This is a genomic window from Streptomyces sp. NPDC004658 (genome assembly GCF_040609555.1).
GTDB lineage: Bacteria > Actinomycetota > Actinomycetes > Streptomycetales > Streptomycetaceae > Streptomyces.
Window position 1 is genome coordinate 26312 of sequence record NZ_JBEXKG010000067.1, and the last position, 12622, is coordinate 38933.

Annotated in this window: 11 protein-coding genes and 1 pseudogene; 6 read left to right on the forward strand and 6 right to left on the reverse strand. The window is 70.0% G+C overall.

From position 1 onward, the window contains the following. Nucleotides 1–200: 200 nt before the first annotated feature. On the reverse strand, nucleotides 201–407 hold the full coding sequence (locus tag ABZV94_RS22600; RefSeq protein WP_356342892.1) for a hypothetical protein: 207 nt from the start codon (nucleotides 405–407) through the stop codon (nucleotides 201–203). A gap of 525 nt (nucleotides 408–932) precedes the next feature. Here ABZV94_RS22600 and ABZV94_RS22605 point away from each other — a divergent pair. The 3 genes from ABZV94_RS22605 to ABZV94_RS22615 are packed head-to-tail and all read left to right on the forward strand — an operon-like array spanning nucleotide 933 to nucleotide 4957. Continuing rightward, nucleotides 933–3083, forward strand: coding sequence for a helix-turn-helix transcriptional regulator (locus ABZV94_RS22605; protein WP_356342895.1), 2151 nt, complete (start codon nucleotides 933–935; stop codon nucleotides 3081–3083). 3 nt (nucleotides 3084–3086) lie between these two features. Next, nucleotides 3087–4082 (forward strand): hypothetical protein, encoded by a 996-nt coding sequence (locus tag ABZV94_RS22610; protein WP_356342897.1) that lies wholly within the window; start codon nucleotides 3087–3089, stop codon nucleotides 4080–4082. Further along, nucleotides 4079–4957 (forward strand): DUF6339 family protein, encoded by an 879-nt coding sequence (locus ABZV94_RS22615; protein WP_356342900.1) that lies wholly within the window; start codon nucleotides 4079–4081, stop codon nucleotides 4955–4957. Before ABZV94_RS22610 ends, ABZV94_RS22615 begins: the two co-directional genes overlap by 4 nt. A 17-nt stretch (nucleotides 4958–4974) precedes the next feature. On the opposite strand, the gene ABZV94_RS22620 is transcribed toward ABZV94_RS22615, so the two are convergent. From ABZV94_RS22620 to ABZV94_RS22635, 4 genes are all read right to left on the reverse strand, one after another. Then, the gene (locus ABZV94_RS22620; protein ID WP_356342902.1) at nucleotides 4975–6306 is read right to left on the reverse strand and encodes a DNA cytosine methyltransferase; all 1332 of its coding nucleotides are present in this window, start codon (nucleotides 6304–6306) and stop codon (nucleotides 4975–4977) included. Nucleotides 6307–6317: 11 nt separating this feature from the next. Beyond that, entirely contained in the window at nucleotides 6318–7313 is a 996-nt protein-coding gene (locus tag ABZV94_RS22625; protein ID WP_356342904.1) for a DNA cytosine methyltransferase, read from the reverse strand. Further along, a complete protein-coding gene (locus ABZV94_RS22630) occupies nucleotides 7310–7711 on the reverse strand; it encodes a very short patch repair endonuclease (RefSeq protein WP_356342923.1) in 402 nt (133 codons plus the stop codon). Before ABZV94_RS22630 ends, ABZV94_RS22625 begins: the two co-directional genes overlap by 4 nt. Nucleotides 7712–7889: 178 nt before the next feature. Further along, nucleotides 7890–8912, reverse strand: coding sequence for an SEC-C metal-binding domain-containing protein (locus ABZV94_RS22635; protein WP_356342907.1), 1023 nt, complete (start codon nucleotides 8910–8912; stop codon nucleotides 7890–7892). Nucleotides 8913–9068: 156 nt separating this feature from the next. Here ABZV94_RS22635 and ABZV94_RS22640 point away from each other — a divergent pair, with 156 nt between their 5' ends. The 3 genes and pseudogenes from ABZV94_RS22640 to ABZV94_RS22650 all read left to right on the forward strand — a co-directional run bounded on the left by ABZV94_RS22640 (nucleotide 9069) and on the right by ABZV94_RS22650 (nucleotide 11774). After that, complete coding sequence (locus ABZV94_RS22640; protein WP_356342909.1) at nucleotides 9069–10094, forward strand: permease; 1026 nt, start codon at nucleotides 9069–9071, stop codon at nucleotides 10092–10094. After that, nucleotides 10091–10822, forward strand: a complete 732-nt coding sequence (locus ABZV94_RS22645; protein ID WP_356342912.1) for a TIGR03943 family protein — start codon at nucleotides 10091–10093, stop codon at nucleotides 10820–10822. The genes ABZV94_RS22640 and ABZV94_RS22645 overlap by 4 nt, the downstream gene beginning before the upstream one ends. Before the next feature lie 140 nt (nucleotides 10823–10962). Continuing rightward, nucleotides 10963–11774, forward strand: a pseudogene (locus ABZV94_RS22650) (class E sortase). A gap of 74 nt (nucleotides 11775–11848) precedes the next feature. Here the strand turns inward: ABZV94_RS22650 and ABZV94_RS22655 are convergent. Then, nucleotides 11849–12622: MFS transporter (locus tag ABZV94_RS22655; RefSeq protein WP_356342915.1), on the reverse strand; the 774-nt coding region annotated here is incomplete at its 5' end.

Genomic DNA, 12622 nt, shown 5'->3' on the forward strand with positions numbered 1-12622 from the left:
ACTGTTCGAGAACGGTCTCGATGACTGCGGAGGACGAGGACGGCACTGTTCTGCGCTCCCTATTGTGAAGGAGGACGAAAGGTGGGCGACGGGCGGGCCGGCGGCAGCGTGCGCGAAGCCGGCCCATGGCGCTCGGGCGTGTTCGGGGGTCGGTGGGAAGCGGCTTCGGTACGACTCGAAGACGCAGGTGAACAGGCGGCTCACTGACTCGCGGAGCCCTGGGCCGGCAACACCTGGACCACCTTGGCCAAGTCCGGGAACTCCTTGACGAAGTCGTCCTCGGACACGTTGTGCCGGTGAAGTACCTCGGCCACCTCGGCCTTGCTCGCTGCCAGATGGATGTCCAACCAAAAGGCGCTGCTCTCACGGCCCGAGAGCAGCAGGAAACAGCAATCTTTGTCGTCCAATTCTGAGCCCCCCTGTCACGTTTTCTACTATTCGTACAGGGGTGCAATGGGACACGCCCCCGCGAAGACCGAATTGTTCAGATCGTGGGATTCTTCTTTCCCGCGATCACGCTACTGCGCGAGGATCTCGGGGCGCCAGCGGTTTCGGAAAAGTCTCTTGTGTGGCTGGCTTTGCGCGCCTGGATACAGCTGTCCCCTCTTGCGCCGCAATGGTTTCGGGCGCACTTCTCCCCCAGCTGCCCGACGCTCTGGATGCAGATTGTGCGAGCGGGATGGATTTCCCATCGATAATCAGACTAGTGGTGCCGGGGGTGACCGTGCAAGCCCCAAGTCGACTGCCGTGAAGGGGAGTTACTCGCCTCACCCTTAATGAGGCAAGGGGAAACCTCGCCATAGGTACAATGCGGGCAAAATGGGACACCGGTGTGGGGATGTCTGGCGAAGCATCTCCGTTAACTGTTGGTTGACAAGATCGATGATGTCAAATTAGCGTCACGGCGACGACCTCAGGAGAGCAGGTGGCGCGTGGAGACAGGTGAGGAGTTCGGGCCGTGGCTGGCCCGGCAGCTCAAGCTCGCGAGGAAGACGCAGGCCGAACTGGCCGAGGAGCTTGGACTGACCCGAGCTGCAGTCTCCGCTTGGATCACGGGAAGGTCGACGCCACGCCCCACCGCGATGGCTGACATCGCCAAGGCGCTCGGCACGGATCTCGGCACCGTGCACACCCGCACGACCGACACCCAGGCCGGTCTCCCCGTGACGTGGTATCACCGTCCCGGCTACCCCGACGGCGGACGTGAACTCGGAAATGCCGCCGCCTTCGCCTTCGATGCGGACGTACAGGTGCTTGCGCGCGAGACTTGCCAGAACAGCCTCGACGAGCGTCTGACGGACAACGGCCGTCCCGTGCGGGTCCGCTACACCCTGCACGAGTTGACCGGTGAGCACCTTGACTCCTTCCGTGACGCCATCCTCTGGAAGGACCTCTTCCCCCACTACTCGGCCGTCTCCGAACTCGCCGGCAATCAGAAGGTCGGGCGGGTTGTGGATGCCGGTGTGCGGGACATGTACGAGAAGGGCCGTCTGGTCCTGCTCCGTGTCGACGACTACAACGCCTCCGGCCTGACCGGCGACGACTACGAGGACGGCAAGTTCGCCGCCGTTGTCAGGCGTCAGTTGGAGAGCCTCAAGTCCGGACGCTCGGCGGGCGGTTCCTACGGTCTGGGCAAAGCGACTCTGTGGGCGACCAGTGCGCTCGGGCTGGTGCTCATCAACTCCACACTCTCCGTTCCCCATGAGGGGCGTACCGAGCGACGAGTGATCGGCCGTCTGGAACTGCCGTGGAGAGAAGTCGACGGTCGCCCGTACGCGGGCCCCGCCTGGCTCGGACGTCCCGATCCCGACTCGCCGGGTGCCGAGGTCGTCCGCTCCTGGTGGGCGGACGAGGAGACCGTGGCGCGCTTGCACCTGAGCCGCGACAGCGACGAGCCCGGTACGTCCTTCCTCATCGTCGGTGCGCATGATGTGGCCAGCCTGGAGGCGAACACGTCCGACCTCGACGACGACATCGTCGAGGAGGAAGGGGACGAGGACACCCGCGACATCCGCAGGATGCACAAACGGCTCGTCCAGGCGCTGGGGCGTGACTTCTGGGCTGCCATGACCGGTGGTGGCGGCCGACTCCCCCTTCTGGAGGTGTCGGTCCGTGCTCTGCGCAACGACGGAGAGGTGGTGGTGGAGGAGACGAAGGTTGACCCCTCGGTCGAACAACCCTCCAGGACCCGCGCCCTGCGAGCTTTCTACGAGGGCACCACGGTGGACAGGCTCACCGAAGCAGGGCAGGTCGCGGTTCGGAACGTTCCCCTGAAGCTGCCGTTGTCGGGGGGTACCGTGGGCGGCACACTCGGGATCCACCAAGCGGTGTTGCTGGTCACCGAGGCGGCCGGCGACAACGACAGGCCGATCAATCAGGTGCATACGCTGCGCGGCAACCGCATGACCGTCAGGAAGGCCACGGTCCCTCGACTGCCGCTCGGGACCAACCCGTTCCAGGCGGTTCTCCTGGCAGGTGAGGCTGCCGGGGAAGCGGCCCCCTTCGCCAAGGAGGCCGAGGAGTTCCTGCGTGCGGCGGAACCGCCCGAGCACGACCGCTGGGGCCAGACGGAGGAGCTGACTCTGCGCTGGTCGCCCTCCGCTTACCGGCGGATCGAGGGGCTGACCAAGGAGGTCAACAACGCGGTCAGGGAACTCGTCGCGCGCCCGAGGCGCAGCAGCCGCGAAGGCGGCGAGAGCCTGCGCAAGGCGCTGACCGTGAAGAACCGACCCAAGGCGAAGATGCCCACCGGCCCCGTGATCCCGGTGCTGAACGGGCTCGATGCCACGATCGGCGATGCGGGCGAGTGGCGGATCACCGCCGAGGTCAGCATCCCGCGTGGCGACGAGATCGTCCCCATGGTGCCCGTCGCCCAGTTGGACGTCCGCTCCGGCGGCCGTCCGAAACTGGACTGGGCGGAGCTCGAGGCCGTCGAGGGCTGCGAGGTGGAGGACGGCACCCTCCGCTTCACCCCCGGAGTCCGCCGCGCAACGTTCCGTGGAGCCACCGACGTCACCAGCCACCCGGTCAGGACCGCGTTGACCCGCCTGGTGCTCGAACTGCGGGCCGACAAGGGAGAGTGACGCGTGAAGATCTATCCGTACAAGCGCCTCAACCGGCCGATCACGTTCCGGGTGACGTCGGTCTCCCTCAAACTCGCTGACGGTACGCGGGACCAGCTGGACACCAGCGCCTACTCGACCCAGCAGCAGGCCGTCGCGCTCGGTGTCGCGGGACACGACGACTGGACGAGCGCCACCGTCGGCCTGTCCGCGACGCTGCCCCCCGGGGCTGACGCGCCGGACGCGGCTTGGTCCGACGTGCGCGTCCTCGCCGTGCTCGTGGACGGCGAGACCAACGTCCGTACCGCGACGGACCTCACGCGGGACGCGAAGGGCAGCCGTGACTGGTCGGGCTCCATGGAGGTGTTCCGCGACGACCACTTGGGGCGCGCCTCCCTCGCCATCTACGCCGTCGGCACGGTCGATGGAGTGGCGGGGCGGTCGATCGCCGAGACCGACCGCAGTTGGATCATCGACACGGTCTCCGACGAACCAGTCAGCGGCCTCCAACTCGAGGCCCGCAAAGCCTCCTTCACCAGGAGCTCCAGGGAATGGCTGCGGGCCTACGCCGACGCGCCCTGGATCGTGGACACCTCGGCCAGGGTGCCCACGGTCTTCGTGAACACCGATGTCGATGGGATCGTGGGGCTGCTGGACAGCAGCGGCTCCGGCGTCGAGAGCAAGGTCCGCGACCTCCTCGTCGCCCAGATGGCCACGGACGTGTGGACCGCGGTGTTCCACGGCGCCATCGGCGATCTGGAGATCGAGCCCGGTGGCAACCCGGTCTTCCCCACCGACTGGCAGGGCGAGGTCCTGCGGGAGATGCTGCCGGACGTCGTACCCGGCGTGCACGTCGAGGAGGCCCTGCGACAGGTGCACCGTCGGCGCACCGGCGATTCGGGCTGGGCCGAACTCCAAACACGAATCCACTACGCAGCGATCCGACGCGCCGAGGCCTCCAGGGCGCTGGGCTATGCCATCCGCAGTCTCGAACAAGCGAACCGGGAGAGCGAGAAGTGATCACCCAGCCCGACCACGTACCGGAGCGCTTGGCGCTGCTCCCCGCATCGGCCGCCGACAGGTTCCTCACTGATCAACTGCTCAAGGCCGAACAGGTCCACGGCGGCATCGACCTCGCCAAGGTCGTCGAACCGCTCCCCGAGGACGACGCCAGATGGGCGGTCGAACCGATCCGCAGCCTGGTGGAAGACGCCATTTTCGAGTTCCGCGACGACCGAACCCGCGCCGACGCGTGGCTCGCACCGCGGCTTCATGCCACGCTGCGCCTCACCCGGCGGGAAGCGGCGGACAAGCGCCTGTGGACACATTTGGCGCTGGCGGTTGCCCCGGACTACGTGGCCTGGCGACACCTGTCGGAGTCGACGGCAGCGCGGCCCGAGCGGCGTATCCCGGCGGAGCGCTTCCAGGGGCCCGCGGACCGCCAGTGCTTCTCCCGTCTGTGGTGGGCGGCCGAGCTGTTCAGGAACGGGCCGGACTACGAGCCCGTCGAGGTGGCCTGTGGCAACCAGGACCTCATCCACACGGTTCTGCGGAGGGACATGATCGATCACCGTCCCACCGCCCAGGCCCTCGTCCGCCTTGTGAAGAGCGGCAAGATCACCACAGGGCGAGAGATCAACGGTCTGAGCGTCGCCATCACCGCGGCCGGAGCGACTTTGGTCTATGACGTCCTCGCACCGGACGAGCTCAGGGACCCGGCCGCTCTGCGGAACTGGATCGCGGAGGCGGCGACGGCACCTCCGGTATCGCGCCACGTTCTCCCGGACGGACCCGACGAGGATCCTGTACCGGAGGAGTCCGTGGCCGCACTCGTCGACCACTTCACCGAACTCTTCGAGACCGCGCCGGTCAGGGGCAGGAAGAGCGAGGTCTGATCGGGCGACCGCCGTGGTTACTCTGCCGATGCCTTCTTCTTGCGCGGGGTAGAGCGCGGCGGAGCCTGATCCTCGGGACACGGGCAGCGGGCGGTGCAGTCTTCTGCAGCTCCGCAGCCGTGACTGCGGAGCTTGGCCCGCTTCTCCTCCGTGGCCGGCACCCATGGCTTCCGCAGAACCTCCGGGTCCGGCGCGGGGAGACCGAGCGCGGCGCTCAGCAGGTGCGCGCCGAAGAGAGGCGGCACGGCATTGCCCACCTGTTGTGCCTGCGCCGTGCCCGACCAGGGGTAGTTCGGTGGGAAGCTCTGCAGCATCCCCGCCTCGTTCATGCTGAACCGAGGGCCCTCGTAGACGATGTTCTCGTCCAAGTGCTCGAACACTACGAAGCGCGAGATGCGGCCGGTGACAGTGGCGGCCGGTTGCTGGTCGGTGCGGACACCGCGTCGCCCCGGGTTTCCGGAACTGCCGTAGTTCGAGCGGACCAGGAATGGTTTCTCGCGCCCTGGCAGGGCCATGCGCATCGACACCCACGGCTGCGGTCCCTCGGCCTTCCCCTGGCGCGTCACCGGCTCCTGAGCGATCTCCTCGTCGAGAGCCGGCTGATGCGTGAGAGCGGCGGCCTTGTCGTTCCTGCGATTCCACTGCTTCGCTTCGTAGGCGCGGTGGGTCGGCTCGGGAAGGAAGGGCTCACCGAGCCCCTCACGGCGAGCTATCAGCACGGCTCGCGATCGGGTCTGCGGAACCCCGTATGTCTCGGTGTCGAGGACGTCGACCTTGGCCTGGTACTTGGTGCCATCGGGCAGGCCGGTCTTCTGCAGCACCAAGGCGTAGTGCTCCCAGAGGGCCTCGACCGCGGGGACCTGCTCCAGGACGATGACATCGTACGGTCGGTTGCCGCGGTTCGGGCTCCTGGTCGCCTGGATCGCGTACCGGAGAGGTTCGAGGACCAACGCCGTGCGCGGATCGCTGAGCTTCTGCAGCTCCTTGTCGATCTCCTCGTCCGAGACGCCCGTCATGAGCTGTTCGATGTAGCCCTTGACCTCGTCCAGAGCCTTACGGCCGACGCCGCTCCCCGCAACCGAGTACGTCTGGCACGGGGGGCCACCGGCGAGCACGTTGATCTCCGGGGGAAGCGACTCGAAGGCATCCCTACGAACTGCGCTCACGTCGGCGTGCAAGGTGTCCAGACCGGCCGCGTAACGCGTCAGACAGGCACTCTTGTCCCATTCGACACCGAGACTCGGCACATTGAGCACGTGTGCGGCCACGTCCAGCCCGCCAGGCCCTGCGAACAGGTCCAGGACAAAGGGCTTGTCGAGGATGGGCTGATGGGGCGGCGTGCTGGTCATGTGGCGGAAGTCTAGCCGGCGGCGGGGACAACCGGATCCCGGTTCAATGCTTCGGCGACGGACCGCCCCAGCGCCTCAGCGACGGGTGGCGGCGTCGCATGCCCTATCTGACGGTAGCGGGCGGTCTTGAGCCCGGCGATCTCCCATGATTCGGGGAAGCCTTGGAGGAGAGCCGTCTGGTCCACTGTTATCCGCACCAGTCCGTCGTCCCCGAGTGACGGATCCCACTTGAAATCGCGGCCGGGTGGCTTGTTGCCGAACGACTTCGTATAGACCCCCATCCGACGCCATTTGGCCTTGGTGCCGGTCGGTCCGAAGTCCGGACCCCCGTGGGTCTTGGATCCACCCACCAAGGTCGGCGCCACGCTCGTCGCCTGTGCTGCCCAGCGGTCGGCGTCGGGCCAGCCACGGGAACGCATCGAGGGCGCCAAGGCCTCTCCGACCGACACGTACTCGTTGACGGTGGGTCGAGGCGGTCGGAAGGCATTCGCCCACTGTCGCTTGACGGCTGCAAGGATGCCCAGTGCGCGGTCCTGAGGGACGCCGAAGTCGGAGGCATTCAGGGCGAACCAGGACAACTCGTACCCGAGGTGTGCCAACTCTTTGCAGAGGAAGTCCCGAATCGACTCGAAGGAGTCCCCGTCGACCAAGGTGGGCACATTTTCGATGATCAACGCTCGTGGTTGGACGGCGTGGACCAGATAGGCCGTTGCCTGGATTAGCCGGATCTCGGTGTCGGACGACCTGCGCGTCACCGCCGCGCTCGACTTCACCCGTGGCAGACCGGCCGCCAGCAGATCGACGTCGTACACCTCTGGATGGTCCACGGGATCGAAGTCGAGGAGGTCTGTCTTCAGCACGTTCCAGTGCGGACGGTTGGCCCGCAGAGTCCGGCAGGCGTCGTCGTCCTCGTCGAGCAGCAGGCGCGGCTCGAATCCGGCCCGTTCCAGGCCCAGTGCGAGACCACCCGCCCCCGCGCACACGTCGACAAAGGTCAGCTTGCTCAACGATTCCTCCCCCGCCCCTTGAGGGCTCTCCGCCGCTCGACCGCCGCAGTGATACGCAACGCCACGTCCTGCGGTGGCTCATGTTCCCAGAAGCGCAGGACTTCCCAGCCTGCTGCCACAAGATGTGCGGTGGTCTCGGCGTCTCGTGCCATGTTGCGGTCCAGCTTGTTCCGCCACCACTCAGCGTTCGACTTCGGCTGCGTCGCGTGTTCGGGACAACCGTGCCAGAAGCAGCCGTCGATCAGGACAGCTACTTTGACCGAGGTGAAGGCCACGTCGATCCGGCGGCGGGCCATGCCCGGCACCGGGTACTCCACGCGATAGCGCAGCCCGGCGGCGTGCAGTAGCCGTCGGACCATCAACTCGGCGGCTGTGTCCTTGCTGGCTTGGCTGCTCATGCGGGCCGAGACGGCTGGCGATGACGGCTTCATGATGCTCAAGATGGCTGCGCCTCACGATCGTGACGAGGCTCGACAGGCCGGTGGATTCCCCCCGCCCGAACGCCGGGCCAGGACTGCAATGCCGATTGCATCATGAGACCGATCGACCCCGCCACGCCCGCCGTTTCGCCGGCCTTCAGAGCTCGGAACGGCCGTGACACTCCCCATACTGCCGCCCCGACCCACACCAACACCCCGCCCCCCTCCCCGGAGGCCACCCCACCGCCCGCCCCCGCGCGGCCAGCGTCGTCGCGTACTGGGGGAGCAGGGCCGGGTCCGACGGGGACGAGCCCTCCGACGCCGCGAACGCCTCGTACGACGGCACCGTGCCCGTGACGATGCCGAGGTTGGGCGTGCCCGAGGCGGACAGCTCGCGCAGGGAGGACTCTATGGTCGACAGGTGCTCGGCGTGGGACGGGTACTCCGAGGACAGGGTGGGGTACGCCGAGAGGAGCTCGGAGAGTTCCGGGGCCGGCCAGTGCAGGATCGCGACCGGGAACGGGCGGGAGAGGGCCTCGCGGTAGGCGCCCAGTTCGGCGCGGAGGCGGGAGATCTCCGCCGCCAGTTCCGCCGGGTTGTCGGAGCCGAGGGACCACACGCGTTTGGGGTCGTGGAGTTCGTCCAGGGAGACCGGGGACGTGTGCAGGGTGTCCGCGAGGGTGTCCCGGTCGTCGTGCGGCAGGCCCAGCATGCGGCGGACGCGGTGGCGGCCGTACAGGAGGGGGTGGGTGGCGGGAGGGGGTTCCTCCGACGAGTCCGGCAGCAGCAGGTCGGCGGCCTCGGTGAACGTCTTCGCCGCCGCTTCGAGCTCGTCGTGGGACTCCAGGGCCTCCGCGACGATCACCCACGGGGCCGGGTCCCGGGGGGCCGTCGTACGGATGCCCTCGATGATCGCCCTGGCCTCGGCCTCGTGGCCGTACTCCCACAGGTTCGACGCCTTCAGGGCGCGGACCAGGGCGGGGTTGTCCAGCCCGTCGGCGGACGACAGCAGGCGGTCGTAGAGCGTGGTCGCCGCGGGTCGGTCGCCGGACAGTTCCAGGTGGGCCGCGGCCCGCAGGAGGAGGGTCTCGGCGTCCTCCGGGTACAGGTCAGCGGTCCGCTCCAGGCGTGCCGCTTCGGCGGTGTGGTCGACGTTCTCGGCAGGCGTGTCGGGGCGCATGGGGGACACCGTACTGCCGGGACGTGACAAAAGTGAGCCGCCGAGGGGTCCCCCGGAGCCCCGGGGAGTGCCGAGGAGGGGGCCGTCCCGCCGGTACGCACATCCGGTACGCACAGAGGGATATCTTCTGTGCCGACGTCTACACGCGGAGTCGGCATGCGGAACACGGGGGTGCTGGTCGAGGACGGTCGTCCGGCCGGCGCCGGGGAGGGTGCGGACGCCCCCGCGCCGCCCCGGTACTGGCCGGTCCTGCTCCTCGGCGCCGCCGTCGTGCCCGGCAGCGCGCTCTTCCTGCTCGGACGCTGGGGCGACGCCCCGGCCGTGCAGGCATGGCGGACCGTGTGCCTGGCCGTCACCGTGCAGGCCCTGCCGTTCCTGCTGCTCGGCACGGCCCTGTCCGGCGCGATCAACGCCTTCGTGCCGGAGGGGGTGTTCCAGAGGATCCTGCCCCGGCGGCCCGCGCTCGCCGTGCCCGTGGCCGGGGTCGCGGGGGTCGTCCTGCCGGGGTGCGAGTGCGCGTCCGTGCCGGTCGCCGGCAGTCTCATCGGCCGCGGGGTCACCCCGGCGGCCGCCTTCGCGTTCCTGCTGTCCGCGCCCGCCATCAACCCCGTCGTGCTCACCGCCACCTCCATCGCGTTCCCGGGGGACCCCGCGATGGTGCTCGCCCGGCTGCTCGCCTCCCTCGCCACCGCCGTCGTCATGGGGTGGCTGTGGCTGCGGTTCGGACGGGCCGAGTGGCTGCGACCCGTCGTACGGCACACCGGGCATCAGCGGGGGCACAGCCGGTGGGACGAGTTCCGGCGCGGGTTCCAGCACGACTTCCTGCACGCCGGCGGGTTCCTGGTGCTCGGCGCCATGGCCGCGGCCACCTTCAACGTGGCCGTCCCGCGCTCCGTGCTCGACACCTTCGCCGCCGCGCCCTGGCTGTCCGTGCTCTTCCTGGCCGGGCTCGCCGTGCTGCTCGCGGTGTGCTCCGAGGCCGACGCGTTCCTGGCCGCCTCGCTGACCGGGTTCCCGCCGGTCGCGCGGCTGGCGTTCATGGTGGTGGGGCCGATGGTCGACCTGAAGCTCATCGCCTTGCAGGCGGGGACGTTCGGGCGGGCCTTCGCGGTACGGTTCTCCGCCGCGACCGTCGTCGTCGCCGTCCTGTGCAGCACGCTGATCGGAGGGGTGCTGCTGTGAACGGGGCCGGGAGGAGAGCGCTCCGGGCGGGGCTGCTCGCCCTGTGCGGGCTCGGGCTGCTGCACGTCTCCCTCTTCACCGACCTCTGCCTGCGTTACGTCAAGGAGGGCATGCGGCTCCCGCTCATCGCCTCCGGGGCCGTCCTGCTCCTGCTGGGCGTCGCGAGCGCGGCCCTGGACCGGGGCGACGCCGGCACCGGTCACGGGCACGATCACTCCGGCCTGCCCCGCGTCTCCTGGCTGCTGCTCCTGCCCGCCCTCAGCCTGCTCTTCTACACCCCGCCCGCCCTCGGCGCGTACACCGCCGCCCGGCAGCCGGCGAAGACCGTCACCCATGACAGCGACTTCGACCCGCTGCCCGCCACCTCGCCCCTGCCCATGACCCTCTCCGACTTCACCAGCCGGGTGAGGGAGGACCGCGGGCAGGCCATCGAGGGGCGCACGATCCGGATGACCGGGTTCGTCACGCCCCTGCCGGGCACGCGGGGCGGCGCCTGGGAGCTGACCCGGATCATCCTCAACTGCTGCGCGGCGGACGCCCAGTCGGTCAAGGTGCGGATCTACGGCGGCCCCGAGCTGCCCGCCGACACCTGGGTGACGGTCACGGGGACCTGGCACCCCGGCGGGCGGCTCGGCACCAGCTCCGCGCCGGTCGCGCTCGACGCGCGCACGGTCACGAAGGTCCCCCGGCCCTCGAACGGCTACCAGGACGCCCTGCCCCTGTCATGACCGCTCCCGTCACACGGTGACGCCGTCGATCTGGAGCGTCTGCACCGACGTCGCCTCGAACGGGACGGACACCGACCTGTCCCTGGCCAGTTGGAGGCGCTGCGCCCATCGTGCGGGCGGCTCCGGTGGAGGTGGCGCGGATGCGGACTGTGGCGGGCGTGCGGGTCGTACGGCACAGCGATCGGCGCAGGCGCGCCCGGTGCGGGCGGGTGCTGTGGAGCGTGGGCGAGGCGCTCGTGACGGCCGGGCTGGTCCTCCTGCTGCTCGTCGCCCACCAGATGTGGTGGACCGACCGGGAGGCCCGGCGCGGGGCCGAGCGGGAGGTGGCGGCACGGGAGCGGGAGTGGCGCAGTGCCGCGGCGGCCGGCGGGGACGGCGGTACGACCGCCGGTGACGGCGGCTCTCCCGGCGGTGCCGGCGTGCCCTTCGCCACGCGGTCCGGACGGCCCGGCGCCTCCCACGGGCCCCGGCGTCCGTACAGCCCCGCGACCCTGCCCCGGCGCTCCCAGGCGTACGCCGTGCTCACCATCCCCCGGCTGGGCCTGCGCGTCCCCGTCGCCGAGGGGGTGGGCAGGGCGGAGGTGCTGGACAAGGGGTACGTCGGCCACTACCGCGGGACCGGGCAGCCGGGCCGCGCCGGGAACTTCGCGCTCGCCGGGCACCGGAACACGCACGGCGAGCCCTTCCGGTACCTTCCCCGGCTGCGGCGCGGGGACGCCATCGAGGTGGAGACGCGGACGGTGACGTACACCTACGACGTCGACCGGATCCTGCCGCGCACGTCGCCCGGGGACTCGGCGGTCGTCCGGCCCGTCCCGCGCTCGCTCGTGCGGCCGGGGTACGGGTACGACGCACCCGGCTCCTACATCACCCTGACCACCCGCACCCCGAGTTCACCTCCCGGTACCGGCTGGTGGTCTGGGGAAGGCTGGTGTCGACGCGGCCCGGGTGAGCCGGACCCGCCGAACACCCCGCCCAGGCCCGGCGCGCCCGTTCAGGCCGGTCCGCCCCCGCTGCCTGCTCGGTTCAGCCCCGCTCCCGCAGCGCCAGCACGCTCACCGCGCCCGCCACCGCCAGCCCCGCCGACACCAGCAGGGCGATGTTCGTGCCCCGGGCCAGGCTGCCGCCCGACGTGGCGACGGCGATGGTCAGGGCCACGCCGGCGCAGGAGCCGACGTAGCGGAAGGTCTGCTGCGCGCCGGAACCCATCGCGGCCCGCTGCGGCGGCACCGAGTCGACGGCGAGCAGCGGCAGCGCTCCGTTGAGCAGCCCGCTGCCGAGGCCGCCGACGATCAGGCCGGGCAGCAGCCGGGTCCAGGAGCCGGAGCCGACGGCGCCGAGCATCGTGACCACGGCGATCGTGTGCAGGGCGAAGCCGAGGGCGAGCTGGGTGCGGGCGGCGACACGGCCGGCCAGGTGCTTGACCTGGAGGGCGACGGCGAAGCTCAGGCCGGACCAGAGCAGGAACAGCCCGGCCGTGGCCGGCGGGGAGAGTCCGAGCGACTGCTGGAGCAGCGCCGGAAGGAAGCTGAAGAGGCCGATCACGGCCAGGCCGGTGAACAGGCCGCCCGCCGAGGAGGCCAGGAAACGGGCGTGCCGCAGCAGTCCGAGGTCGATCATGGGGGTGCCGGTCCGGCGCTCCACCGCGACGAACACGGCGACCAGGACGACGGCCGCCGCCAGCAGCAGCCCGACCGGCGCGCGCAGCCAGCCGTCCCGGCCCAGCGTCAGGGCCGCGACCAGGGCCACCAGCGCCAGACCGAAGGTGAGCGCGCCGAGGGCGTCCGGCCGGCCGCCGCG